24 protein-coding genes are annotated in these 23,270 nt (G+C 68.6%); 16 read left to right on the forward strand and 8 right to left on the reverse strand.

All coding sequences use genetic code 11. The features are described from left to right. Positions 1–21: 21 nt before the first annotated feature. The 3 genes from GV832_RS03330 to lpxK are packed head-to-tail and all read left to right on the forward strand — an operon-like array spanning position 22 to position 2,382. A complete protein-coding gene (locus GV832_RS03330; protein WP_168773398.1) occupies positions 22–267 on the forward strand; it encodes a DUF4170 domain-containing protein in 246 nt (81 codons plus the stop codon). 1 nt (position 268) lies between these two features. After that, positions 269–1,444, forward strand: coding sequence for a 3-deoxy-D-manno-octulosonic acid transferase (locus GV832_RS22290; RefSeq protein ID WP_168773399.1), 1,176 nt, complete (start codon positions 269–271; stop codon positions 1,442–1,444). Then, a complete protein-coding gene (gene lpxK, locus GV832_RS03340; RefSeq protein ID WP_168773400.1) occupies positions 1,441–2,382 on the forward strand; it encodes a tetraacyldisaccharide 4'-kinase in 942 nt (313 codons plus the stop codon). Before GV832_RS22290 ends, lpxK begins: the two co-directional genes overlap by 4 nt. 227 nt (positions 2,383–2,609) lie before the next feature. On the opposite strand, the gene GV832_RS03345 is transcribed toward lpxK, so the two are convergent. The 3 genes from GV832_RS03345 to GV832_RS03355 all read right to left on the reverse strand — a co-directional run bounded on the left by GV832_RS03345 (position 2,610) and on the right by GV832_RS03355 (position 5,279). Next, positions 2,610–2,759 carry a DUF2256 domain-containing protein gene (locus tag GV832_RS03345; protein ID WP_227754196.1) on the reverse strand — a complete coding sequence of 50 codons (150 nt, stop codon included), beginning with the start codon at positions 2,757–2,759 and terminating at the stop codon, positions 2,610–2,612. Between the two features lie 2 nt (positions 2,760–2,761). Beyond that, positions 2,762–4,261 carry an FAD-binding domain-containing protein gene (locus GV832_RS03350; protein WP_168773402.1) on the reverse strand — a complete coding sequence of 500 codons (1,500 nt, stop codon included), beginning with the start codon at positions 4,259–4,261 and terminating at the stop codon, positions 2,762–2,764. Positions 4,262–4,463: 202 nt separating this feature from the next. After that, entirely contained in the window at positions 4,464–5,279 is an 816-nt protein-coding gene (locus tag GV832_RS03355) for an LOG family protein (RefSeq protein ID WP_168773403.1), read from the reverse strand. Positions 5,280–5,510: 231 nt separating this feature from the next. On the opposite strand from GV832_RS03355, the gene dapD reads away from it, so the two are divergent. From dapD to GV832_RS03370, 3 genes are all read left to right on the forward strand, one after another. Beyond that, a complete protein-coding gene (dapD, locus tag GV832_RS03360; protein ID WP_168773404.1) occupies positions 5,511–6,335 on the forward strand; it encodes a 2,3,4,5-tetrahydropyridine-2,6-dicarboxylate N-succinyltransferase in 825 nt (274 codons plus the stop codon). Between the two features lie 159 nt (positions 6,336–6,494). Continuing rightward, positions 6,495–6,674 (forward strand): hypothetical protein, encoded by a 180-nt coding sequence (locus GV832_RS03365; protein ID WP_168773405.1) that lies wholly within the window; start codon positions 6,495–6,497, stop codon positions 6,672–6,674. A gap of 152 nt (positions 6,675–6,826) precedes the next feature. Then, positions 6,827–7,180, forward strand: coding sequence for a DUF8846 family protein (locus tag GV832_RS03370; protein ID WP_227754197.1), 354 nt, complete (start codon positions 6,827–6,829; stop codon positions 7,178–7,180). A gap of 264 nt (positions 7,181–7,444) precedes the next feature. On the opposite strand, the gene GV832_RS03375 is transcribed toward GV832_RS03370, so the two are convergent. Beyond that, a complete protein-coding gene (locus GV832_RS03375) occupies positions 7,445–8,437 on the reverse strand; it encodes a Hint domain-containing protein (RefSeq protein ID WP_168773406.1) in 993 nt (330 codons plus the stop codon). A 114-nt stretch (positions 8,438–8,551) separates the two neighbouring features. Here GV832_RS03375 and dapE point away from each other — a divergent pair, with 114 nt between their 5' ends. Both dapE and GV832_RS03385 read left to right on the forward strand, forming a co-directional pair. Continuing rightward, positions 8,552–9,685, forward strand: coding sequence for a succinyl-diaminopimelate desuccinylase (gene dapE / locus GV832_RS03380; protein ID WP_168773407.1), 1,134 nt, complete (start codon positions 8,552–8,554; stop codon positions 9,683–9,685). Positions 9,686–9,973: 288 nt separating this feature from the next. Next, the gene (locus GV832_RS03385) at positions 9,974–10,390 is read left to right on the forward strand and encodes a GNAT family N-acetyltransferase (protein WP_227754198.1); all 417 of its coding nucleotides are present in this window, start codon (positions 9,974–9,976) and stop codon (positions 10,388–10,390) included. Between the two features lie 77 nt (positions 10,391–10,467). Here GV832_RS03385 and GV832_RS03390 read toward each other — a convergent pair whose 3' ends face one another. Both GV832_RS03390 and GV832_RS03395 read right to left on the reverse strand, forming a co-directional pair. Beyond that, positions 10,468–12,264 carry a methyl-accepting chemotaxis protein gene (locus tag GV832_RS03390; RefSeq protein ID WP_168773408.1) on the reverse strand — a complete coding sequence of 599 codons (1,797 nt, stop codon included), beginning with the start codon at positions 12,262–12,264 and terminating at the stop codon, positions 10,468–10,470. A 68-nt stretch (positions 12,265–12,332) separates the two neighbouring features. Then, a complete protein-coding gene (locus tag GV832_RS03395; protein WP_168773409.1) occupies positions 12,333–12,683 on the reverse strand; it encodes an ArsR/SmtB family transcription factor in 351 nt (116 codons plus the stop codon). Between the two features lie 128 nt (positions 12,684–12,811). On the opposite strand from GV832_RS03395, the gene GV832_RS03400 reads away from it, so the two are divergent. The 8 genes from GV832_RS03400 to GV832_RS03435 all read left to right on the forward strand — a co-directional run bounded on the left by GV832_RS03400 (position 12,812) and on the right by GV832_RS03435 (position 20,401). Continuing rightward, positions 12,812–13,738, forward strand: coding sequence for a 2-hydroxyacid dehydrogenase (locus GV832_RS03400; RefSeq protein WP_168773410.1), 927 nt, complete (start codon positions 12,812–12,814; stop codon positions 13,736–13,738). A 229-nt stretch (positions 13,739–13,967) separates the two neighbouring features. Continuing rightward, positions 13,968–14,432, forward strand: coding sequence for a DUF805 domain-containing protein (locus tag GV832_RS03405; RefSeq protein WP_168773411.1), 465 nt, complete (start codon positions 13,968–13,970; stop codon positions 14,430–14,432). 3 nt (positions 14,433–14,435) lie between these two features. After that, a complete protein-coding gene (locus tag GV832_RS03410) occupies positions 14,436–15,089 on the forward strand; it encodes a hypothetical protein (protein ID WP_168773412.1) in 654 nt (217 codons plus the stop codon). Continuing rightward, on the forward strand, positions 15,082–16,341 hold the full coding sequence (locus tag GV832_RS03415; protein ID WP_168773413.1) for a hypothetical protein: 1,260 nt from the start codon (positions 15,082–15,084) through the stop codon (positions 16,339–16,341). The genes GV832_RS03410 and GV832_RS03415 overlap by 8 nt, the downstream gene beginning before the upstream one ends. After that, entirely contained in the window at positions 16,325–17,266 is a 942-nt protein-coding gene (locus GV832_RS03420; protein WP_227754199.1) for an AAA family ATPase, read from the forward strand. Before GV832_RS03415 ends, GV832_RS03420 begins: the two co-directional genes overlap by 17 nt. Continuing rightward, positions 17,266–18,552, forward strand: a complete 1,287-nt coding sequence (locus GV832_RS03425) for a DUF58 domain-containing protein (RefSeq protein ID WP_168773414.1) — start codon at positions 17,266–17,268, stop codon at positions 18,550–18,552. The genes GV832_RS03420 and GV832_RS03425 overlap by 1 nt, the downstream gene beginning before the upstream one ends. Then, positions 18,549–19,538, forward strand: a complete 990-nt coding sequence (locus tag GV832_RS03430) for a stage II sporulation protein M (protein WP_168773415.1) — start codon at positions 18,549–18,551, stop codon at positions 19,536–19,538. The genes GV832_RS03425 and GV832_RS03430 overlap by 4 nt, the downstream gene beginning before the upstream one ends. Next, positions 19,535–20,401, forward strand: coding sequence for an RDD family protein (locus GV832_RS03435; protein ID WP_168773416.1), 867 nt, complete (start codon positions 19,535–19,537; stop codon positions 20,399–20,401). The genes GV832_RS03430 and GV832_RS03435 overlap by 4 nt, the downstream gene beginning before the upstream one ends. A 10-nt stretch (positions 20,402–20,411) precedes the next feature. On the opposite strand, the gene GV832_RS03440 is transcribed toward GV832_RS03435, so the two are convergent. Continuing rightward, positions 20,412–22,226 carry an FkbM family methyltransferase gene (locus GV832_RS03440; protein WP_168773417.1) on the reverse strand — a complete coding sequence of 605 codons (1,815 nt, stop codon included), beginning with the start codon at positions 22,224–22,226 and terminating at the stop codon, positions 20,412–20,414. Beyond that, positions 22,223–23,242, reverse strand: coding sequence for a glycosyltransferase family 2 protein (locus GV832_RS03445; protein WP_168773418.1), 1,020 nt, complete (start codon positions 23,240–23,242; stop codon positions 22,223–22,225). The genes GV832_RS03440 and GV832_RS03445 overlap by 4 nt, the downstream gene beginning before the upstream one ends. Positions 23,243–23,270 lie beyond the last annotated feature (28 nt).

Below are 23,270 nucleotides of genomic sequence, written 5' to 3' on the forward strand. Positions count from 1 at the left end.
ATCTTGGCGCAAAAGGAGATCATGATGGCCGAGCTTCATCTTGTGTTTGGCGGCGAGCTGGTTTCGCCGGAGAAGAACGTCTTCAAGGACGTCAGCGCCCTGCATATCGTGGGGATCTTCCCCGACTATGAAAGCGCCTATCTCGCCTGGAAGGCCGAGGCGCAGCGCACGGTGGACAATGCCCATGCGCGCTATTTCATCGCCAATCTTCAGCGCCTGCGCGAAGAGGGCAAGAAAGGGTCGGCCACCGAAGCCATGACCTCCTGACTTGGCCTTCTCGCTTGGCCTTTCGCTTTACAACCTCGGCGCCCGGCCCGAGGGGGTGCAGAACGCGCCCCCGGCTCGGCCCGGGGGCTCTGTCGTCTGGTGCCATGCGCCCGACGAGGCCCTGGCGCCGATGCTGGAACTGGCGCGGCGGCTGATAGACGAGGATGGGGTGACGGTCCTGGTGACCTGCGCGGGCGCGCCCGAGACCGAGGCCATCGTGCAGCCGCCGCCCTTGGATTTCCCGCGCGACGTGGCGGCTTTCCTGGATCATTGGCGGCCGGATGTGGTGGTGATGGGCGGCGGCGAGCTGCGGCCCGCGATGATCCATGCCGCGACGCAGCGGCGCCTGCCGATGATCCTGGTCGAGGCGCGGGCGCCCTGGATCGGGCGGGCGGGGTTCTTCCCGGGGTTGGTGCGGTCCTCGCTGGGGGCTTTCGCGCGGGTCCTGGCGGTGGACGAGGCCTCGGGGCGGGCGCTCCGCAAGGCGGGGGTCGAGGCCGACCGGCTGATGGTCACGGGCCGGATGGAAGAGCCCTCGGCAGCACATCCCCATGTCGAACGCGACCGCGCTTCCCTGGCGCAAAGTTTCGCCACGCGGCCGGTCTGGCTGGCCGCCGATGTCGCGCAGGCGGAGGAGGCGGCGGTGATCACCGCCCATCGCGAGGCCCTCAAGCTGGCCCATCGCCTGCTGCTGATCCTGGTGCCGCGCGATCCGGGGCGGGCGGACGCCCTGGCCCGCGCGATGGAGGCCGAGGGCTGGCGCGTGGCAGCCCGTGCGCTTGACCAGGAGCCGGATGGCGAGACCGAGGCCTATATCGTTTCGGATGCCGAATATGGCCTGTGGTATCGGCTGGCGCCGGTGACCTTCCTCGGCGGCTCCCTGGTGGGCGAGGGCTGCCGGCGGAACCCGATGGAGACGGCGGCCATGGGCTCGGCGATCTTGTGCGGCCCGAAGCCGGGGCCCTGGGCTCCGGCCTTTGGGCGGCTGGCGGCGGCGCGGGCGGCGCGGATGGTGGGATCGGGGGCGGACCTGGCGCAGGCCCTGGGGGATCTCTTGTCTCCGGATCGGGCGGCGCGGCAGGCCCAGGCGGCCTGGGCCATCGCCTCCGAGGGGGCCGAGGTGACCGAGCAGGTCATGGGGATGGTGCGGACTGTGCTGGACGGGGACAAGCTGTGAGGGCGCCGGGCTTCTGGCAGACCGGGGGCTGGCGGTCGGTGATGCTGGCGCCGCTGGGCTGGGTTTACGGCGCGGTGACGGCGCGGCGGGTGCGGCGGCCGGGCTGGAAGGTGCCGGTGCCGGTCATCTGCGTGGGGAACCTGAACGCGGGCGGCGTGGGGAAGACGCCGACCGTGGTGGCCTTGGTCGAGCGGCTGGCGGCGCGGGGGCGGCGGGTCGCCGTGATCTCGCGCGGCTATGGCGGCTCGCTTGCGGGTCCGGTGCGGGTGGGGGCGCATCGGGCGGACCAGGTGGGGGACGAGCCGCTTCTGATCTCGGCCTTCTGTCCGGTCTATGTGGGGGCCGACCGGGTGGCGAGTGCGCGGATGGCGGCAGAAGAGGGGGCGGAGGTCATCGTCATGGATGACGGCTTCCAGAACCCCTTGGTGGTCAAGGATTTCTCCATCGTCGTGGTGGATGCGGCGCAGGGCTGGGGCAATGGACGCTGCATTCCGGCGGGGCCCCTGCGGGAGCCGGTCTCGGCGGGGCTCAAGCGCGCCGATGTCGTCCTGGCGATTGGCGAAGGCGAGGTGAGCGCTTCGGTGCCCCTGGTGCGCGGGCGGGTGGAGCCCCTGGCCATGGGGATGCCCTGGAAGGGCGCGCGGGTCATCGCCTTTGCGGGGATCGGCAACCCGGGCAAGTTCTTTGCGACGCTGCGAGGGGAGGGGGCGGATATCCTGCGCGAAGTGGCGCTGGACGATCACCAGCCCTTGTCGGATGCGCTGATGAAGCGGCTGGAGCTGGAGGCCATGGCGCGCGGGGCTCAGCTGGTGACGACGGAAAAGGACGCGGTCCGCTTGCCCGCCGCCTTTCGGGGGCGGGTGATGACCTTGGTGGTGCGGCTGCGGATCGCGGATTGGGCGCCGATCGAGGCGGGGTTTGCGCGGTTGGGGCTGTAGACCCGGGGTATACCCCGGGCTACGGGGTGGAAACAGAGCCCGGTTTCCGGAGTGGGAGCTTTCGTGTCATCGGCGTAGCCCGGGGTATACCCCGGGATCCCGCGGACAGGGCGCGTGTTTCGGGTCGAGGCCCCGGGTCAAGCCCGGGGCGGCGGGGTGCTTGTGGCGGGGGCTCGCGGTAGGCTGCGCTTCAGCGCACCATCGGGGGCGGTGCGCTGAAGCGCAGCCTACGCCTGGGGCTTTCGGGTCTTTTGCCCCCGGCAGCGGTCGGAGCAGTATTTCACCTCCTCCCAGACCTTCGTCCAGGCCTTGCGCCAGGTGAAGGGGCGGCCGCAGGTGGCGCAGACCTTGGTCGGCAGGTCGGATTTCTTCCGCATCTTCACAGGTCGAAACTCAACTGGCCTTGAGGTTTGGGGGGCGCGCGGCGGGGGGCGCGGTCGTTGACGAAGCGCCGATCCGCGCGGGAGGCGTGTTTCTCGATGATCTCGATGATCTCGGCCCGGGGGGCGGTCTTGCGCAGGGAGAAGATCGCCTCCTTGGCCTGACGCGCCGCGCTGGAGGGATCGACCAGCGGCTCGGGGTAGCGGCGACCGAGGAGCCGCCCCGCGCCCTCCCAGCGCCAGGGCTCTTGCAGGTAGGGCAGCGGCACTTCGGCCAGTTCGGGCAGCCAGCGGCGGGTGAAGGCGCCGGTCGGGTCTTGTTCCTGGCCTTGCTTGACCGGGTTGTAGATGCGCGGGGTGTTGATGCCGGTCGTGCCCGATTGCATCTGGACCTGGGGCCAATGGATGCCGGGCTCGTAGTCGGTGAAGGCGCGGGCAAGCGGCGCCCCGGTCACCCGCCAATCCAGCCAGAGGTGATAGGAGGCGCAGGAGACCACCATGGCCCGCATCCGGAAATTCAGCCAGCCCGTCGCCCGCAGATAGCGCATGCAGGCGTCAAGGAAGGGGATGCCGGTCTGCCCCGCCTCCCAGGCGGCAAGGCGGGCGGCATCGGCGGTTCGGGCGAGGTTCTCGGCCGGGCGATGCAGGCAGCTTGTCTCGATATCGGGCTGGTCTTCGAGCTTCTGGATGAAGTGGTCGCGCCAGGCGAGGCGGGACTGGAAGGAGGACAGCGCTTGCGGCCAGGGCGCCTGGGGCTGTTCGGCCTGGCGGAGGTTGGTGGCTTGGGTGACCTCGCGCGAGGAGAGCGTCCCCCAGGCGAGGTGCGGCGAGAGGCGCGAACAGGCGCGCTCGGCCGTCACCGGGGAGGACATGGCGGTCCGGTAGGGAGCGCCCCTTGTCGCGAGGAAGGAGTCGAGGAGGAGGAGGCCCGCCGCGCGGCCTCCGGTCTGGCGATGGGGGCAGGGGTCGGGTTTCAGGCCCAGGCCCTTGGCGGTCGGGATGGGCCCGGGCTCGAGGACGGGGCCGTGAAGGAGGGGCGCTTGCAGGGGCTCGGCCTGGGCGAAGGCGTCGCGCTGCCGCGCCCAGGCATTGCGGGATGTCAGCCGCCGGATGACGCCCTGTTGCGGCAGTTCGGTCCAGGTCAGGCCCTGGTCCCGTGCCCAGGCGGCGACGCGGCGGTCGCGGGCATAGGTCCAGAGGTTGCCGGTCTCTTCGTGGCTGATCAGCCGGGTGACCCTGTGGGAGCGGGAGAGGCGGGACAGGATGTCGACGGCATCGCCCGTGCGGATGACGAGGGGCGCGCCCAGGCTGGCCAGGGCCTGGCGGAGGTCCGAGAGGCTTTCCGCGATGAAATCCCATTGCCGGGCCGAGGCATCGGCTTGGGTCCAGAGTTCGGGTTCGACGATGTAAAGCGGGATGACCGGGCCTTCGGCGGCCAGTGTCAGGGCCGGATGGTCATGGGCGCGCAGGTCGCGTTTGAACCAGACAATGGCGGTCATCGGGGCTTTGTTCTTTTTTCGTTCCCTTTTGATGTAGCATGTTTTTCGGGCGAGGCCAGAGGGTTTCGGCAGGGTGGCGCGCACCGCCGTTCCGACCAGCACGTCGAGGCCCCGGGTCAAGCCTGGGGCGCGGCGGGGAGAGAGAGGTGCCGGGGTTCACATGCGTCCCGCTGCTCCGGGCTTGACCCGGAGCCTCGAGGCGTCACGCCCCCCAGGTGTCGATGGCCGCGAGCGCCTCTTCTGCGGTTTCGACGTAGCGGAAGAGCTTGAGGTCCTCTTGCGCGATGGTGCCGCAATCGGCGAGCGCCTGCCAGTTGATCAGGCCCTCCCAGAAGGACTTGCCGAAGAGGAGGAAGGGCACGGGCTTCATGCGCTTGGTCTGGATGAGGGTCAGGGCCTCGAACATCTCGTCCAGCGTGCCGAAGCCGCCGGGGAAGACGCAGATCGCCGCCGCGCGCATCAGGAAATGCATCTTGCGGATCGCGAAGTAGTGGAAGTTGAAGGACAATTCCGGCGTCACGTAAGGGTTGGGCGCCTGTTCATGCGGCAGAACGATGTTGAGGCCGACGGAGCGCCCCCCGGCCTCATCGGCACCACGGTTTCCGGCCTCCATCACGCCGGGGCCGCCGCCGGTGCAGATGACCCAGTGCTGGCCGCCTGCCGCAAGGCACCGCTGGGTCATGGCGAAGGCGAATTTGCGCGCCTCGTCGTAATAGGGGGTAAGCGCGGCGAGGCCAGGGGTGCGGGCAGTGGTCGCGAACTCGGGCGCGGGGATGCGGGCGCCGCCGAAGAGGACGGTGGTGGAGAGGACCCCGGCCTCGTCCAGCATGACTTGCGCTTTCAGAAGCTCCAGCTGCAGGCGGACGGGGCGGAGGTCTTCGCGGGTCAGGAATTCGGGATCGGCGAAGGCGAGCTTGTAGGCGGGCGAGCGGGTTTGCGGCGTGTCGGGGATGCGGCGGGTGGCGGCCACGTCCTGGACGGAATCGCGGAAGGGATGCGGGCGGGTCGTGTCGGACATGGGGCTTTCCGGTTTGGGTCTCCCCAGACCTAACCTCTGGGAGCTTGGCTGGAAAGTGCGCCTTGCAGATGAATTTTCGGTGACATTCGGTGCTGTTCCGGTCGAGGCCCCGGGTCAAGCCCGGGGCGGCGCGGAGAGGGCGACTGTCGGTGCGGCGCCATGGCGCTTCGCATCAGCGATTGCGCGGCGGGGGCTTGATCTGTAAACCGCCTTGAAACTTTGGAGGTCACAATGTCGCATGCCGCACTCGAATCCGCCATCGAAGCCGCCTGGGAGGTTCGCGACACGCTGAACGCCCAGACCAGGGGCGAGACCCGCGACGCCATCGAGGCGACGCTGGAGGCCTTGGACAAGGGCGCCCTGCGCGTGGCCGAGAAGCGCGGCAATGACTGGCATGTGAACCAATGGGCCAAGAAGGCGGTGCTTCTCTCCTTCCGCCTGACCGACATGTACGAGATTTCGGGGTCGAATGGCGGGTCGAACTGGTGGGACAAGGTGCCGTCGAAATGGCAGGGCTGGACGGAAGGCGACTGGAAGGCGGCCGGCTTCCGCGCCGTGCCGGGGTCGATCGTGCGGCGCTCGGCCTATATCGCCAAGGGGGTCGTGCTGATGCCCTCTTTCGTCAACATCGGCGCCTTTGTCGATGAGGGCTCCATGGTCGATGGCTGGGCCACGGTGGGCTCCTGCGCGCAGATCGGCAAGAATGTGCATCTGTCGGGCGGGGTCGGCATCGGTGGGGTCCTGGAGCCCATGCAGGCGGGCCCGACGATCATCGAGGACAATTGCTTCATCGGCGCGCGGTCCGAGGTCGTCGAGGGCTGCATCGTGCGTGAGGGCTCGGTCCTGGGGATGGGGGTCTTCATCGGCAAGTCGACCAAGATCGTCGACCGCGAGACCGGGGAAGTCATGTATGGCGAAGTGCCTGCGGGCTCGGTCGTCGTGGCGGGCTCGATGCCCTCCAAGGGCGGGGTGAACCTGTATTGCGCGGTCATCGTCAAGCGGGTGGATGCGCAGACGCGGTCGAAGACCTCGATCAACGAGCTGCTGCGCGACTGAAGCGGCGCCCGGTTCAGCGCCTGGTCTGAGACCAAGGGCGCAGGCGGCATCGGCCCAAGGTCTGATTTTTCGCTGGCCCTCGGTCCCTGACCGGGGGCCTTTTTCTGCGGCAGATTGGGGACAGAAACCGCGTATCCCAATGACCCGAAAGGTTACAGAATGAAGACCCTGATCGCCGCCGTTCTTCTTGCCGCCGTCGCCGCCCCCGTGCTGGCCATGGACCATGCCTGGACCACCACCGCCACGGGCGTCACGGTCGACACCGTCATGCCGGGCATGGATATCCTGGGCCGCCGCTCGGGCGCCTGCCGCGAGGGCTCGCGCTGCGGCGGCGTCTGAGGTCCCGGACCTTGACGTGGAAGCCCCGGGCAGGACCCGGGGCTTTTCGTTTTGGCCCCGGGGGCCTTGGGCTTTTGGGTTTGCGCCGGGGGGGGCGGTGCTGGTAGAAGCGCGCGATCCAAACCGGCTTGACGCCACAGAGGGGCCCTCCGATGACCGACGAACCCATGCCCGAAGACAAGCCGGTCAAGACCAAGCGGCCCCAGCAGGTCTATACTTTGCTGGTCGAGGTCGGGCGCAAGGCCGAGGATGGTCTGCCGCCCAAGGCCACGGGGGCGGGGCTCTTGTGCTATGCCTCGGGCGTGGACGAGGAAGAGGCCGTGCGCGAGACGGTGGCCATCCTGAAGACCGCCGATATGGCTCCGCTGGATGTGCAGGGCTATGGCACGCTGGAAGAGCGCGAGGCGGCGGGGGATGAGATCGACGCGGAGGAGCGGGCGCTGATGGCCCGCGCCCTGGCCGAGAATTCGGTCATCGTGGCCCAGGTCACGCCGTTTTTCGACTGAGGGGGCTCGGGGGCCCTGCCGACTGTGCTGGGTCGCCTGAAGACCTGGCGTCGTCCTGCCGACCCGGGCGGGTGGGCCCTGCCGACTGACCCCTCCCGCGAGGCTTTCACGCGTCGTCCTGCCGACTGTGCGCGGTCGCGCGGGTGACGCGGTCTCCGGTGACCCGGGCCGAGGGTTCCGGACCCGTGCCGCCACGACCAGGGTGCAGTCGGCGGAGCCCAAGGTAGGGCGGTTCAGGGCTGAGGGCGCAGTCGGCAGCGCCCCTCAGGCCACATGCCGCAGCGCCACCCTTCCCAAGAGCGCCAGGAGCGGCGTCGTCTCCCAATCGGCCAGGGTGCGGCGCGGGGCCACCTCACCAGGCGCGGCATGGGACATCAGGCAGCAGCCGTCCACTAGGATCAGTGCCGGGCGGCCGAGGTCGAGGGCCAGGCCCTCGATCACCGGGCGGCGCTCTTCGCGCTGGGCCAGCGACCCGTCGCAGAGCGCAAGGGCCGGCACCAGGGCCTCTTCCGTACCGCAGAGATATTCCACCGAGGCCCCCGAGATCAGGATCGGCTGATCGGCCGAGACCAGGATGTCGGAGGTGAGCCCGAAGAAGGGGCTGCGCAACAGGATCGGCGCGAAGCTGCCCCTTGCGGGCAGGCGGCGCGGGATCAGGCGGTGCAGGGGCAGGGCGCCCTCGTCCAGGGTCAGGATGCCATCGCCGGGTGCCAGGTCGCGGGCGGCCACCGGGCCCCGCGTGGTGTCGATCAGACTTTGCGGGCCGATCCAGGGCGCATGGGCGGGCAGGCTCTGCGCCTCGGTCAGCCCATACCAGAGGAGCGCATTGGCCCGCCTCGCCACCTGCAATTCCGCCACGCGGATCGCCATGGCCCCCACGCCCGGTGCCGCACGGTCATGGCCCGGGCTGCCTATCACCCGCAGCTCCATCCGCCAGCGGCCCGAGCGCGCCTCGAAGCGGAAGGAGACCCTTGCCGTGGCGCGCAGCGCGGGCAGGGCTCCGGCCAGGCGGTGGTTGACGAGGCGCGCGCCCTGGCGGTGGGTCAGGGTGATCCCGGCCTCGGGGTCGGCATAGAGCGAGAGTTGTGCCTCGCCCTCGGCGCGAAGGAGGACCTGGGGCCGTTCCAGCGGCAGGGCGAATTCGGCGACCAGGAGGCCGGAGGTCAGAAGATCGTTGTCCGGCGCGCGCCCCGGGGGGAGCACCATGTCCGAGAGAACCCGCCATTCCATCGAAGGGGTTTCGTGAGCCTGTGTCATGCCTGCCTCGTTCCGGTCTGCCTGGCCTTGGGGACAGGTCTGCGCCGGATTTCGTGCAGGATAGCGCGGGGCTTGGCGCTTGTCATCCGGCTTTGGCTTGGGCATGAAAGGGGGATGGATGCCATCGATCTCACCTCCCGCCTCATTCGCTGCCCCTCCGTCACGCCGGACGAAGGAGGGGCCCTGGTGCTTTTGGAACAGGTGCTTTCCGCTGCGGGCTTTGCCTGCACGCGGGTGGACCGGGGCGGCGTCTCGAACCTCTTTGCCCGTTGGGGCGCGCGCGGGGCGAACAAGAGCTTCGGGTTCAACGGCCATACCGATGTCGTGCCGGTGGGCGATGCGGCGGCCTGGACCCATGATCCCTTTGGCGCGGAGGTCGTGGACGGGGTCATGTATGGGCGCGGCGCCACCGACATGAAGTCGGGCGTCGCGGCCTTTGTCGCGGCAGCGGTGGATTTCGTGACCACGACCCCGCCCGATGGAGCGGTGGTCATCACGATCACCGGGGATGAAGAGGGGCCTTCGGTCGATGGCACGGTGGCGTTGCTGGACTGGATGGTCTCGAACGGCGAGAAGATGAGCCATTGCCTGGTGGGCGAGCCCACTTGCCCCAACGAGATGGGCGAGATGATGAAGATCGGCCGTCGTGGCTCCTTGACGGCCTGGTTCACGGCGGAGGGGGTGCAGGGGCATTCGGCCTATCCGCACCGGGCGCGGAACCCGATGAGCGCGCTGGTGAAGCTTTTGGCGCGGATCGACCGGCCGCTGGATGAGGGGACGGCGCATTTCGATGCCTCGACCCTTGCCATCACCACGGTCGATTGCGGGAACCCGGCGACCAATGTGATCCCGGCCAAGGGGCAGGCGACGGTCAACATCCGCTTCAACGATGCCCATTCCGGGGCGAGCCTGACGGAGTGGCTGCGGGGGGAGGCGGCTGCGGTCGAGGCCGAGACCGGGGTGAAGATCGGGGTCAGGGTCAATATCTCGGGCGAGAGTTTCGTGACGGCGCCGGGGGCGTTCACCGAGCTGGTTGCGCGGTCGGTGGAGGCCGAGACGGGGCGGCGGCCCGTGGCCTCGACCTCGGGCGGGACCTCGGATGCGCGGTTCGTGAAGGATCATTGCCCGGTGGTGGAGTTCGGGCTCGTGGGGCGGACCATGCACCAGGTCGATGAATGCGTGCCCGTGGCGCAAATCGCGCAGTTGCAGGCGATCTATGGGCGGATCCTGAGGGATTACTTCGCCTGACGGGCGGGGGCTCTGCCGTCGGAGAGTCTGGCGGCGGGGTTTGTGGGGCCCTTGGGCTCTGCCGACTGGGGGGGCGGGGCCTTTGGCCCTTCGTGGCCCTGCCGACTGCCGGGGAGGGCTCTGCCGACTGGACCCGGGGCCTGTCAGGGCCCGGGGGCAGACCTGCCGACCCCGGGGGTGGCGACGCTTCGGGCTTTGGACAGCTGGCGCCGGGGCGCTGTTGTCGGGCATTCGGGTTGGCGGGTCTTGGGCGGGGGAGCCTTTGCCCCGGAGCGAGAGGGGAAAATCATGGCGGTGACCATCGCCGAGACGAGGGACATTGCGCTGTGCCGCAGGCTGCGCCGCATCGTCTTCATCGAGGAACAGGGGGTCTCCGAGGCTGATGAGCTGGATGATCTCGATCCGGTGGCGATCCATCTCCTGGCCGAAGAGGGGGCGCCGCTCGGCTCGGCGCGGCTTTTGGTTCTGGGCGACACGGGCAAGATCGGCCGTGTCTGCGTGCTGGCAGAGGCGCGGGGGCGGGGGATCGGGGCGGCCCTGATCCGGGCCGCCGTCGCCCGTTTTCGCGACATGGGTCTCGCGCGCGTGATCTTGGGGGCGCAGGTCCATGCCCTGGGCTTCTACGAGGCCCTGGGTTTCGAGGCCCTGGGCGAGGTCTATGACGACGCGGGCATCCCGCATCGGGACATGGTGCTGAGGCTCTGAGCGCGGGGCCGCCTGCGCATCCGCTTGACGCCGTCCTCGACGGAGCCGCTGAGGCTGTGAGCGCGGGGTCGCCTTGTTCAGGCGGCGATCCAGCCCCCGCCCTCGTCCTGGCTTGGCGCGGGTTTTGGCGCGGCCTTGGCTGCCCCCTTCGTCCGGCCGAGGGCAAAGCGGCTGACGATCCTGTCCAGGTCCATCGCCTCTTCCTCGACCGCGCGGGACGCGGCGCCGCTTTCCTCCGCCATGGCGGCGTTTTGCTGCGTCACCTGATCCAGCTGTGCCACGCCGAGGTTGATCTCGTGCAGCGCGCGGGCCTGTTCGCCCGAACCGCGCGCAATCTGTGACACCAGGTCCGAGATCCGCGCGACCTGGGTCACCACGGCATTCAGCGCGCTGCGCGCCTGATCGACCTGCTGGACGCCCTTCTCGACCTGCTGGGCCGAGGCGCCGATCAGGCCCTTGATCTCTTTCGCCGCCGTCGAGGACCTTTGCGCGAGCGCCCGCACCTCGGAGGCCACGACGGCGAAGCCGCGCCCGGCATCGCCTGCGCGCGCGGCCTCGACCCCGGCGTTCAGCGCCAGGAGATTGGTCTGGAAGGCAATGTCGTCGATCACCCCGATGATCTGGGAAATCTGGCTCGAGGAGGCCTCGATCTCGTGCATGGCGCTGACGGCCGAAAGCACGACCGTGCCGCTGTGCTCGACCTCGTTGCGGGCGCGCTGGACGACCTCTTCGACCTCGCGCGCGTTGCTGGCCGCGCTGTTCATGCCGCCGGTCACCTGTTCCAGCGCGGCGGCGGTCTCTTCCAGCGTGGCGGCCTGGTTCTCGGTCCGGCTGGCCAGGTTCTCGGAGGCGCGGCTGAGATCGCTGGACTGGGCGCGGATCGTGGTGCTGACCTCGACCACCTGGTGGATCGACTGGCGCAGCTGCTGGGCGGCCTGGTTGAAATCGCTCCGCAGGCTGTCATAGCTGCCCGTGAAATTGCCGGTGATCTCTGCCGCCAGGTTGCCCTGGGCGAGATCGCGGAGGCCCTGACCCAGCGCTGCGATGATCTGCGCGGCTTCGTCCTGCTGGGCGTCGCGTTCGGCCATCATCGCCACGACGCGCTCCGAGACCCGGTCGATGTCGCGCGCGATGGCGCCGATGTCGTCGTTGCGCGTGATCGACCCGATGCGGAAGGCGAAATCGCCGCTGGCCACCTGCGCGAGGGCGCGGCGAAGCCGCCCCATCGGCGTGACGATCATCTGGGTCAGCTTCCAGGCGGAAATGCCCATCATCGCCATGGCGATCAACGCGCCGACGCCACCCAGAAGGCCGTAAAGCTTCGTCTTGCCGCGATTTTCCTCTTGAAGGGCGGTGCTGACGTTTTCCACCTCCTCGGCCATGGCGGCAAGCTCGACCTCCAGTTTCGAGAAGCTGTCCATGAAGCTTGGCAACTGCGCCCGGCCCATGGCGACGTCCTGCAAGGCGATGTCGACGGTCGAGCGGGCGGTTTTCACATAGGTCTCTACCATGGGCCGCGCCGCATCGACCCGCGCGCTGAGCGTCGGGAAGTCGTCGATGGCCTCCAGCATGGCGAATTCGGCCTCGATCCCCGCAATGGCGGATTCCAGCCTTTCCCGCGCCTTTTCCTTTTCCCCCGGCGTGGCGTTGGGGCCGGTCAGGACACCGGTGACGGTCGCAGCCTCGATCCCTTCGTGGAACATGTCGGTCGTGACCGTGTGCCGCGTCACCTGGCCCAGGATCACCTGCCGGTCATAGCTGAGCGAGGATTGGTAGAAGGCCAAGCCCCAAAGCCCGGCTATCGCCATGACCGCCAGCATCGAAATCGCCCCGATGATATAAAGCGCGGTGCGAATCGGAATCTTGCGCAGCATGTCCTGCCCCCTCGTATTGAGAGGCAGACCTTAGCCGCCGATCTCTTAACGCCCGGCAAACGCGGATTTCAGCAGGCGCCGTTTTCGGTCGGGCAATAGGCATCGCGCAGCGCCGAGACGATCTGCACGACCTCGGATTGCGCGATGGAATAGAGGATCATCTTGCCCTGGCGGCGGCTTTTCACCAGCCCCTCGGCGCGCAACCGCATGAGCTGCTGCGACACGGCAGGCTGCGATGTGCCCACGGCCTGGGTCAGGTCCGAGACATTGCGCTCGCCCCCGATCAGGTTGCACAGGATCTCGAGCCGCCCTTCGTGGCCAAGCGCGCGCAAGAGCGCCACGGCCCGGCCAAGAGCCTCGCCCTGGCCGCTTGGATCGAAGGCACCCTGCGGCGCCGAGGAGGGGACATTTGCTGTCATGCTGGATAAATGGCGCAGAACCCCTGCCATATTCAAGTCCCGTGATGCGTTTTCACGATCAAAAACGCTCGACAGCCCGGAGGGGTCTGGCTATGTTAACGATAACAGACCCCATAGGTGAGCCTCAGATGACCAAACCCGTGCTCTTGCAACTCAGCGGCTATCCGGCCTGGGACGAAACCCCCCTGGCCGAAGCCTTCGAGGTCGTGGCGCTGCACAAGGACCCTTCGGTCCTGGCAGCGGTCGGGCCCCGGGTGCGAGGGATTGCGACCAATGGCGGGCTTGGGGTTCCGGCCGAGGTCTTCGCCGCCTGTCCGAAGCTGGAGATCGTGGCGATCTATGGCGTGGGCTACGATGCGGTCGATCTTGACCTGTGCCGGGCGCGGGGCATCCGGGTGACCAACACGCCCGATGTGCTGACCGAGGATTGCGCGGACCTTGCGGTGGGGATGCTTCTGGCGCTGGCCCGGGGCATCGTCAAGGCGGAGGCCCATGCGCGGGGGCCGTGGAAACAGGGGGCCTTTCCGTTGCAGCGTCGCGTTGCGGGGATGAAGGTGGGGATCCTTGGCCTCGGCCGGATCGGGGCAGCGGTGGCGGAGCGGCTTTCGGGCTTCGGCTGCGACCTGGCCTATTCGGCGCGGAGGCCGAAGGACAACGGCATGACCTTCGTGGCCGACCCGGTGGCCTTGGCCGCGCGGTCGGATGCGCTGATCGTCACGACTTTGTCCAATGCCGAGACGCGTCATATCGTAGGCCCCCAGGTGCTGGCCGCCCTGGGGCCGGAGGGGTTCCTGGTCAATATCTCGCGCGCGGCCTGCATCGACGAAGAGGCCCTGCTGGCGGCCCTGGAGGCCGGGGGGATCGCGGGGGCGGGGCTCGATGTCTTCGAGGGCGAGCCGCATCTGAACCCGCGCTTCCTGGCCTTGTCCAATGTCGTGCTGCAACCGCATCACGCCTCGGGCACGGTCGAGACGCGCAAGGCGATGGGGGCCCTGATGCGGGCCAACCTGACCGCGCATTTCGCCGGGCAACCGCTGCCAAGCGCGGTGGTCTGACGGGTGCCGGGGACCCGGGGTATACCCCGGGCTACGCAGCGCAACGGTATCGTCCACGCCCCGCCGCCCCGGGCTTGACCCGGGGCCTCGAGCGTCAAAGCGGGACCCCATGAGCCTGCCCCGCACCTGTGGCCTTCCCGCCACCCCTCTCCCTCGCCGCCGCAAAGAGGTTGCGCGGGGGGCAAGCCTTTGCCATCCTGCGCTTATTCGACAGCCCGAGGGATAGACCATGACCTTTGCCCAATCCGTCCGCACCTGCCTGTCGAAATATGTCACCTTTTCGGGCCGGGCGACCCGCTCGGAGTTCTGGTGGTTCGTGCTCTTCTCCATCCTGGGCCTTGGCATCATTTTCGTGATCGGCGCCAGCGTCGCGCGGTCAGGGGCGCCGCCCTCTGCCGGGTCTGATCTTGGCCAGCAGATCTTGGAGTCAAGTCCGCTGGCCCTGGCGATCTTCGGCTTGGGACTGCTCTTTTACCTCGCCCTGATCCTGCCCATGATCGCCGTGACCGTGCGGCGGTTCCATGACCGTGGCCTTTCGGGCTGGCTCTACCTGGGGCTGGTCCTGATCAGCATCGTTCCCCTGGTGGGCTGGATCGCCTCGCTGGCCTCGCTGGTCATCTGCCTCCTGCCCACCCGGCCCGAGACCAACCGCTACGGCCCCGACCCGCGTCTGTCGATCGCGGATACTTTCTGAACGATGCGGGCTCCGCTGATCCTTTGGCTCCTTGCGGTGCCGGCCCTGGCCGAGAATGCGCCCCTTCCTCCGCCGCGCGGGCCGGAGGGCGAGGCGATTGCCGCGCAGATGGAGGCACAGGGCATCGACAGCCGCATGACCTATGCGGGCAGCGCCGAGAATATCGCCAAGCCCAAGCCTCCGCCGCCGCCCGATGCGCCGCGCATCGCGGGGGGCGGGGCCTCGGCCTATTGGGTCCTGGGGCTTCTGGCCGTGGCGCTTATCTTGATCCTGCGCTTTGGCGGCGCGGGCGTCCTGACCCGCCGCAAGCCGGAAGAGGGCGCCCCGGTCACCGCGCCGGAGCATTGGCAGGTCGAGCGCGACATCGCGCCCTCCTCGCTTTTGGAGCAGATCGCCAACATGACCGACCGCAAGGCCGCCCTGGTGCGGCTTCTGCGTCATTGCCTCTTGAAGGCGGCCGAGGACAGCCGCACGCGCCTCGCCCGGGCCGATACCGAACGCGAGGCCTTTTCCCGCCTGCCGGGCGAGAAGCCGCAGCTTCGGCTGATCCTGCAAGCGGCGGAGCTGGCCCATTACGGCGGCCGCCCGGTCAGCGATGCGGGCTTCAGTGCCGCGCTGGATGCGGGGCGCCGCATCCTGGGGGGCGCCCATGGGTAAGTGGGTCGCCGGCCTCGCGATCGCGCTTTTGATCGGGCTGGGCTTCTGGTGGCTCGGGGTTTCGACCCGGCAAGAGCTGCGCGGGCTGGATGCCTCGGTCATCGGCACCGACGGGCTGGTCAAGGTGCTGACGGACCAGGGGCTGAAGGTCGAGGTCGCGGCGCCCGGCACCGCGATCAAGGTCGGCGACATCGGCCTGCGCATCCTGCCGCTTTACGACATGGACCTTTTCGACGACCGCCCCGAGACCGTGGGCGACGTGACGCAGCGCAACATCTCGGCCTGGGCGGTGCGCTCCAAGCGGCTGCAGGCGACGACGCTGATCGTCCTGCCGAAATGGCGCTGGGCGGCGGTGCAGGAGGGCGTGGCCGCCCCCGAGACCGCGATCCCGCTGGAGGCCTATCGCCCGCTTTTCGAACAGCTGGCGATCAACGGAGTCAAGATCGGCCGCAACCCCGCCTCCTTTGCCGAGGCGCGGGCCTATGGCCATGCGGGCGCGGCCTTCATGGAGCAAAGCTTCGACGCGACCGACCTGCCCGACCGCTGCTCGGCCTATTGGCGCCGGGGGAACTGGGCGCAGGTCATCTCCTGCCGGGGCGAGGATGACGAGGTCTTCTATGTGCTTGCCGATCCCGACCTGCTGAACAACCACGGGCTGACCCTGGCCGACAATGCCGGGGTGGGGGCGGGGCTCTTGCGCGGCCTTTTGGTCGCGCCCTCGGACCTGGTCTATCTCGACCGGTTCGAGGCCGATTTCACGACCTATGACGGCGGCGACGAGCGGGTGGATTACGAACGCACGCCCGACGACCTCTGGCGCTTTTTCAAGCCGCCCCTGGGCGAGATCTGGGCCATGCTGGCGATCCTTTTGGCGCTGTTCCTCTGGCGCGGGTCGCGGCGGTTTGGCCCGGTGCGCGCCCCGCAGGACGAGACGCCCGAACGCTCGCGCCGCGAGGCGATTGCCACCCGGGCGCGGCTGATCCGGCTGACCGGGCAGGATGGCGCCATGGTGGCCGATTACGTGAAATCCGACCTGACCCGCATGGCCGAGACCGCCTTCGGCGCGGGCCGCGGCGAGGTCGCGCGGCTTTTCCCGCTGCTGGCCCGCCGCAACCCGGCGCGGGCGGCCGAATTCCAGGGCCTGGCGCAAGAGCTGATGCGCGCCACGCCCCAGCCTGCGGCGGCGCTGCGCCGCCAGCTTGACACCTATCACCAGCTTCAAAGGATCCTGACCCATGGCGATGACGCTTGAAGAGTTCCGCGACCTGGCCACCCAGGTCCGCACCTCCATCGGGGGCGTGATCCGGGGGCAGGAGGCCTTGATCGACGCGGTCCTGACGGCGGTCTTCGCCCATGGCCATGTGCTGCTGGAAGGGCCTCCCGGCACGGCCAAGACGCTGCTCGCGCAGTCTTTGGGCCGGGCCGTGGCGCTGCAATTTGGGCGCGTCCAGTTCACGCCCGACCTGATGCCGGGCGATGTGCTGGGGGTCAACCTCTTCAACTTCCAGACCAATGCCTTCACCCTGACCAAGGGGCCGATCTTCACCGACCTGCTTCTCGCCGACGAGATCAACCGGGCGCCGCCCAAGACCCAGGCCGCGCTTCTCCAGGCGATGAACGAGCGCGAGGTGACCATCGACGGCGTCACCCATCCCCTGGGCGCGAACTTCACCGTGATCGCGACGCAGAACCCGATCGAGAGCCACGGGACCTATCCCCTGCCCGAGGCACAGCTGGACCGCTTCCTCTTCAAGCTGATCGTGGATTTCCCCGACAAGGCCGCCGAGGTCGCCATCCTGCAAGCCGGCACGCCCCGGATTTCCGAGATCCCCCAGGTCCTGACGGCCGAGGCCCTGGCCGAGGGTCATGCGCTGATCCAGTCGATCCGGCTGGATGAGACGATCCTGACCTATATCGTCGACCTGATCCGGGCGACGCGGGTGGATGCCGAGGTCCTGCACGGCGCCTCGACCCGGGCGGCGACGGCGCTGGCGGGGGCGGTCCGGGCGCGGGCGGCCTTGGACGGGCGGGATTATGGCCTGCCCGACGATGTGCAACGGCTGTTCGTGCCGACGCTGCGGCACCGGATCGTGCTGGGGCCCACCGCCGAGATCGAGGGGCGAAGCGCGGATGACGTGCTGACCACGATCCTGAACCGCCAGGACGCGCCGCGCTGATGCGGCCCGGGGTCCGCCTATTGGGGATCGCCACGGGGCTTCTGGCGCTGTCGGTCGTGCTTTTGGTGGGCTTCGACCTTGAAAGCTCCGTGGTCGCCTTGTTGTGGGCCGCGGTCCTGGCCCTGGCGCTGGTGGACCTTGTCCTGACGACTCCGGCGCGCAGGCTCGGTTTGACCGCCGACCTGGCCCCGCATGGCTTTGCGGGCCATGAGGTGGGCTTGGCCCTGACCCTGACCGGGCCTGCGACGGCGCCCATGGCCCTGCGGCTGACGCATGAGGCCGGGCTTGCCGCCCCGCGCCCCGATGGCGTGGTGGAGCGGGCGCTGTCGCTGCCCCTGACCATCCTGCGGCGCGGCACCCACAAGATCACGGCCTTGGAGGCCATGTATCCCTCGCGCCTTGGCCTCTTCGACGTCATCGCCCGCTGGCCTCTGGACCTCTCCGTCACCGGCCTGCCCGATGTCCACCCGATCCTCTCGGGCGCGATCCGCACGCAGATCTTGCCTCTGCTGGAGGGCAGCCATGTCATGACCCTGCGCGGCGAGGGCTCGGACTTCCACCAGCTACGGGATTTCGTGCCGGGGATGGACCGGCGGTCTATCGACTGGAAACGCTCGGCGCGGATGCGCAAGCTTGTCTCGCGTGAGACCAGGGCCGAGCGCAACCATCAGATCGTGATATGTCTCGACACCGGCCACCTGATGGGAGAGCGGCTGGGGTCGCTTGCGCGGCTGGACCATGCGATCCATGCGGCCCTGGCCTTGACCTGGGCGGGGGTGCTGGCGGGGGACGTCATGGGCTTTTTCTCCTTCGGGCCGCGCCCCGGGGCCTGGTTACCGCCGCAGCCCGGGCAGAAGAGCTTCGCCCGCATCCGCGCCCATAGTGCCGACCTGACCCAGGACGATGCCGAGACGAACCACACTCTGGGCCTGACCTCGCTGGCCGGGCAGTTGAAACGCCGGACCCTGGTCGTGGTCTTTTCCGACTTCTCCGACAGCGTGACGGCGGAACTCCTGGTCGAGAACCTGACCGTGATGCGCCGCCAGCACCTGATCCTTTACGTCTCTCTGCGCGACCCCGAGCTCGATACCCTGACCCATCCCCAAGCCCCCGGCCTGACCCCGGTGGCCGCCGCCATCGCCGCGCGGCGGCTGTCGGACGAACGCCAGCGCGTGCTGGACCGGCTGCAGCGGCTGGGCATCCTCTGCCTCGACACCACGCCGGGCGACCTGACGCCTGCCTTGATCTCGCGCTACATGGATATCAAGGCGCGGGAGATGATATGAGCGACCTTCTGCGATCCGCCCGTTTCCGCTCTGAACGCGAGCCCGCCTGGGCCCGGGCCGAGGCCCTGGTGGCCAAGGCCGAAGGCGGCGTCGTCCATATGACCTATGCCGAGGTGCTGGAGCTTTCCGACCTCTATCAGCAGATCGTCAATGCCCTCTCCGTCGCCCGCGCCATCTCGATGGATGCGGCCCTCCTGGCTTACCTGGAGGCCCTGTCGGCCCGGGCCTACCTGGTGATCCATGCCCCGCAGGAAAGCCTTTCGGGCCTGGTGGGCAAGCTCTTGCGGCAGGATATCCCCCAGGCCGTGCGCCGGTCCTGGGCCGCCATCCTGATCGCCTTCGTGGCCCTGGCGCTTGGCGCGGTCACGGCAGCGGTGCTCGTCGCCCGCGACCCCAGTTGGTTTTACACCTTCGTGCCACCGAGCCTCGGCGATGGTCGCACGCCCGATGCCTCGCGGGAATACCTGCGCTCGACGCTGTTCGACGGGGGCGGCCATGAGACCGAGGCGCTGTCGACCTTTGCCTCCTTCCTCTTCACCCACAACACGCAGATCGCCATCCTGATCTTTGCCGTGGGGATCTTCGCGCTGATCCCCTCCTTCGTGCTGACCTATTACAACGGGCTGGTGATCGGCGCCTTCTGGATGGCCTTTGGCCGCCACGGACTGGGCTACGAGGTCACGGGCTGGCTCTCGATCCATGGCGTGACCGAGTTGACGGCGGTGGTCATGGCCTGTGCCGGGGGGGCGCAGATGGGCTTGGCGGTGATCCTGCCCGGAGAGATGACCCGCCGCGCCGCGCTGAAGGAACGCGGGCGCGACGCGGTCCGGCTATTCGGCCTGGCCGCCATCATGCTGATCGTGGCCGCGATCATCGAGGGCTTTTTCCGCCAGATCATCCAGTCGACCGAGGCCCGGCTGGTGATCGGCTGGGGCATCGGGGCGCTTTGGGCCGCCTGGCTGGTGCTGTCAGGGAGGCCGCGATGAACCTGACCAAGACCGCCCAGGGCAAGATCCTGCACCAGACCCCGCCCGAGGGCGTTCCCATCCCCTTCCGCATCGCCAGCCGCGCCGCCCGTTTCGGCGCCCAGGTGCTGGATATCGTCCTCACCTGGACCGGGGCTTTCCTGTTGCTCTTCGGCCTTCTGTGGCTGGATCTGCTGAACTGGAACGCGCTTTGGACCCTTGTGACCCTGGTCTTCTTCCTGATCCGGGTGCCCTATTACATCCTGACCGAGCTGATCTGGAACGGCCGCACGCTGGGCAAGCGCATCCTGGGGCTGCGGGTGATCTCGCTCGATGGCCGCCGCCTGACGCCGCACCAGATCGTCGCGCGCAACCTGATGAAGGAGGCCGAGGTCTTCCTGCCGATCGAGACCTTGATGCTCTCCTCCGATGTCAGCGGGTTTTTCGACTGGGTGATCCTCTTGTGGATGGGAGCGGTGATGACCGTGCCCTTCCTGAACAAGCCCTCGCAGCGGTTGGGCGACATGCTGGCGGGGACCGTGGTGGTGGAAAACCCCAAGCCCAAGCTGATGCCCGACCTGTCCCTGGCGCGGGCGGCGCCGGAACTGGTCTTCGATCAGCGCCAGTTGGACATCTATGGCCGCCATGAATTGCAGGTGCTGGAGCAGATCCTGCGCAACCGGCCGAAGTCGGCGCCGGCGATCAAGAACCTGGACGAGGTCACCCGCGCCATCTGCCGCCGCATCGACTTTGCCCCCATGCCGCAGGGCGAGGTGGCGCAGTGGGATTTCCTGATGGAGTTCTACCGCCAGCAGCGCGAATACCTGGAAAGCCGCAACCTTTTCGGCGACCTGCGCGAGGACAAGAACCACAAGAAGGCTTAACCCCCCCGACTTAACTCCAGGGCGCACGCACCATCGGGACCTGCCATTGCAGGCTGTCGAGAAAGACATAGGCCGTCGATTGCGGCAGGTCGTCCAGCCGCGCCCGGGCCTCGGCGATAAGCGCGGCGAGGTCGGGATGGGAGAAGTCCACATCCTCGGGCGCGGGCTGGGGCTGGACCTTGCCCGCCATGACCCAAAGCTCGGCCGTGCCTTGCAGGAAGGCGGGCAAAAGGTCGGGCCGCAGCCCCTCGGTCACCCAGTTGACGGTGTTGACGAAGCTCCGCAAGAGCGGCTGGAAGTCGTGCCAGCCCTCGGTCAGGCCGCGCCGCAGCGCCATGCGGAACATTTCCAGCGAGTAGAAATGCCGCTCGTCCTTTTGGCGGATGTCCTGGCCCGGGTGCTGGCGATAGCCGTAAGAGACCCCGTCCAGCATCGGCACGTTGTCGACCGCCTGCAGGGTCAGAAGCTGGAAGATCTGGTCGTTGAAGGCGCGGATGTGCTCAGGGAACCACAGGCGGCGGTTGTCGAGGAAATCGCGGCGATAGACGCGGCGCCAGATCGTCGGCTGGCCCGAGATCAGCCACCAGGCGGGCAGGAGGTGGCAGCTATGGGCCCCCAGTCGGTGGCACTGTGCCTGGATCACCATGGCCTCGCGGCTTTCGACCGAGGCGATGGTGGAAGCGCCCTCGAAGAGGTGATAGCCGCCCTGCACGATCTCGGCCCCGGTCTGGCGCGCCAGTTCCAGGAGCCCGGGAAAGAGGTCCGGCCCCGGCAGGTCATCGGCATCGACGAAGGCGATGTGGCTGGCGTCGGACTGCATCCGGCCATAGTTGCGCGCCGAGGCGCAGCCGCCGTTGGCCTTGGACAGAAGCGTCACGCGCGGGTGATGGCCAAAGGCCGCTTGCAGGAGGGCCAGGCTGTCGTCGGTCGAGCCATCATCGACGACGATGACCCTGAGGTCCTCGCAATCCTGGGCCACCAGGGCCGCCACGCAGTCCTGCACATAGGCCGCCTGGTTATAGAGCGCCACGACCACATCCAGCCCGCGCCGCCGCGGTCCCGGCGTGTGGCGCAGCACCAGGAGCCCCGGGCCGGTCAGTGGCAACCAGGCCTCGCGCCGGCCCGGGCGGTGTTCGCCGCAGACCAGGGCCCAGTCGACATGGCTCCACCGCTCACCCAGAAGATGGTCGACCGGCACATCCCGAAGGGCCTCGAAGACCGGGGTTTCCATCTGAGGGGCGGTGATCTTCAGAAGATGCGGGGCGAGGTCGGTCAAGAGGCTGACGGGCAGGGTGGGGAAGAGGGCCTCGTGGAAGGCGGCATCGGGCGGCAGGCCCGGCTGCATGAAGCCATGGTCGGTGGAATGGCGGGCGAAGGCCTGGCGCGGCAAGAGCCGGGCCAGGGTCTCGGCCGCACCGGGCTCGGCGTAAAGCGCCTCGCCCAGGGCCGCGCCCACGGCTTCGGGGTCGTCCAGGGCGGCATCCGGGCCCACGGCCAGGGGCAGGGCGATCAGGTTGGCCGCGCCCAGTCGCGCCGCGTTCCGGGCCAGGGCGGCAAAGGCCAGCGGATCGGGCTCGAAGGCCAGGACCGTCCAGCCGGGATAGGCCAGGGCAAAGGGCAGGGCAAAGGCGCCAAAGCCCGCGCCGATGTCGATGGCCAGGCCCTGCGGCTCCAGGCTGCGGGCGGCCATGGCGGGGCCGTAATGCGTCTTCAGCCGCCACAGGCTGTCCTGGCGCAGAAAGGCCAGCTTGGGGGCCAGCAGCTGGAGCCTTTGGCCAAAGGCGCGGATCTCGACGGTTTCGGGCAGGCTGTGGTCTTCGATCATGCCTGGCGCTCCAGTCCCGAAAGAAAGCGGCGGGCGGCGGTCACGTCGCCCAGTTCGGAGGGCGTCAGGGCGGGGTCCTGCAGCCAGGGCAGGTCCAGCCAGCCCTTGTCGATCAGCCGCAGCATGGCGCGGCTGGCCAGGCGGAAGGCCGGGCGCTGCGGATAGCCGATCTCATGCGCGCACCAGGCCAGGATGCGCAGAACCGAGACGAGGACCGCGCCCCGGTGCAGCGGGTCAGCGAATTCGGGCCGCTTGGCGAAACTGTCCAGGGTCAGGCGAGCGACCGCGATGGCATCCATCCGCAGCTCGCCCGTGCTGGCGGTGATCTGCGGGCGCAGATAGCGGCGATAGTAGCAGAAGCTGGGCGCGTCCAGGAAAGCGATGCTTTCGGCCAGGGTCACGACGCCGGTGTGAAAGAAGATGTCCTCGAAGAAATGCCCGTTCGGAAAGCCCAGCCGCGCCCGGCGCAGGAAATCGCGCGAGACGAATTTGTTGGCCGATTGCGGCTCGATCCTTTGGGCCAGGGCGCGCAGCCGGGAGGCATCGGGCGTCTGGCGGGTCAGATGGCCGGCGGGCAGGGCCTGGGCGATCGCGTCGAAGACCGGCTGGTCGTAAAAGGCCGAGACCTCGCCCCGGACCTCTTGCAGGACTCCGGGGGTCAGGATCAGGTCAGGGGCCCGTTCCGCGATGACGCGGGCCACGGCGGCAAAGGCCCAGTTCGGGCGGCTGTCATCGGCATCCAGAAAGCAGATATACTCGCCCTTCGCCTGCTCCAACGCGCGGTTGCGGGCCGAGGAAAGCCCGTCGTTGGCCTGGCGGATCACCCGGATGCGCGGATCGGTCAGCCCCTCCAGCACGGCCAGAGTCTCTGGCCCCGAGCCGTCATCGACCAGGATCAGTTCGAAATCCTCCATCGACTGGCCGAGAATCGATCGGACCGAGGTCAGGAGCAAAGGGCCTTCGTTGAAGACAGTGGTGATGCAGGTCAGAAGCACGGCAGGTCCTTTCGTCCGCACTCTTGCGGCAAAAGGACAAGAATGTCCA

The sequence above is a fragment of the Stagnihabitans tardus genome, from assembly GCF_009925085.1.
Taxonomy (GTDB): domain Bacteria; phylum Pseudomonadota; class Alphaproteobacteria; order Rhodobacterales; family Rhodobacteraceae; genus Stagnihabitans; species Stagnihabitans tardus.

What these genes read in the sequence shown, in the direction of transcription:
- GV832_RS03330 (WP_168773398.1), top strand. Translation starts at nt 22, where the DNA reads ATGATGGCCGAGCTTCATCTTGTGTTTGGCGGCGAGCTGGTTTCGCCG.
- GV832_RS03345 (WP_227754196.1), bottom strand. Translation starts at nt 2,759, where the DNA reads ATGCGGAAGAAATCCGACCTGCCGACCAAGGTCTGCGCCACCTGCGGC.
- GV832_RS03350 (WP_168773402.1), bottom strand. Translation starts at nt 4,261, where the DNA reads ATGACCGCCATTGTCTGGTTCAAACGCGACCTGCGCGCCCATGACCAT.
- GV832_RS03355 (WP_168773403.1), bottom strand. Translation starts at nt 5,279, where the DNA reads ATGTCCGACACGACCCGCCCGCATCCCTTCCGCGATTCCGTCCAGGAC.
- dapD (WP_168773404.1), top strand. Translation starts at nt 5,511, where the DNA reads ATGTCGCATGCCGCACTCGAATCCGCCATCGAAGCCGCCTGGGAGGTT.
- GV832_RS03365 (WP_168773405.1), top strand. Translation starts at nt 6,495, where the DNA reads ATGAAGACCCTGATCGCCGCCGTTCTTCTTGCCGCCGTCGCCGCCCCC.
- GV832_RS03370 (WP_227754197.1), top strand. Translation starts at nt 6,827, where the DNA reads ATGACCGACGAACCCATGCCCGAAGACAAGCCGGTCAAGACCAAGCGG.
- GV832_RS03375 (WP_168773406.1), bottom strand. Translation starts at nt 8,437, where the DNA reads ATGACACAGGCTCACGAAACCCCTTCGATGGAATGGCGGGTTCTCTCG.
- dapE (WP_168773407.1), top strand. Translation starts at nt 8,552, where the DNA reads ATGGATGCCATCGATCTCACCTCCCGCCTCATTCGCTGCCCCTCCGTC.
- GV832_RS03385 (WP_227754198.1), top strand. Translation starts at nt 9,974, where the DNA reads ATGGCGGTGACCATCGCCGAGACGAGGGACATTGCGCTGTGCCGCAGG.
- GV832_RS03390 (WP_168773408.1), bottom strand. Translation starts at nt 12,264, where the DNA reads ATGCTGCGCAAGATTCCGATTCGCACCGCGCTTTATATCATCGGGGCG.
- GV832_RS03395 (WP_168773409.1), bottom strand. Translation starts at nt 12,683, where the DNA reads ATGACAGCAAATGTCCCCTCCTCGGCGCCGCAGGGTGCCTTCGATCCA.
- GV832_RS03400 (WP_168773410.1), top strand. Translation starts at nt 12,812, where the DNA reads ATGACCAAACCCGTGCTCTTGCAACTCAGCGGCTATCCGGCCTGGGAC.
- GV832_RS03405 (WP_168773411.1), top strand. Translation starts at nt 13,968, where the DNA reads ATGACCTTTGCCCAATCCGTCCGCACCTGCCTGTCGAAATATGTCACC.
- GV832_RS03410 (WP_168773412.1), top strand. Translation starts at nt 14,436, where the DNA reads ATGCGGGCTCCGCTGATCCTTTGGCTCCTTGCGGTGCCGGCCCTGGCC.
- GV832_RS03415 (WP_168773413.1), top strand. Translation starts at nt 15,082, where the DNA reads ATGGGTAAGTGGGTCGCCGGCCTCGCGATCGCGCTTTTGATCGGGCTG.
- GV832_RS03420 (WP_227754199.1), top strand. Translation starts at nt 16,325, where the DNA reads ATGGCGATGACGCTTGAAGAGTTCCGCGACCTGGCCACCCAGGTCCGC.
- GV832_RS03425 (WP_168773414.1), top strand. Translation starts at nt 17,266, where the DNA reads ATGCGGCCCGGGGTCCGCCTATTGGGGATCGCCACGGGGCTTCTGGCG.
- GV832_RS03430 (WP_168773415.1), top strand. Translation starts at nt 18,549, where the DNA reads ATGAGCGACCTTCTGCGATCCGCCCGTTTCCGCTCTGAACGCGAGCCC.
- GV832_RS03435 (WP_168773416.1), top strand. Translation starts at nt 19,535, where the DNA reads ATGAACCTGACCAAGACCGCCCAGGGCAAGATCCTGCACCAGACCCCG.
- GV832_RS03440 (WP_168773417.1), bottom strand. Translation starts at nt 22,226, where the DNA reads ATGATCGAAGACCACAGCCTGCCCGAAACCGTCGAGATCCGCGCCTTT.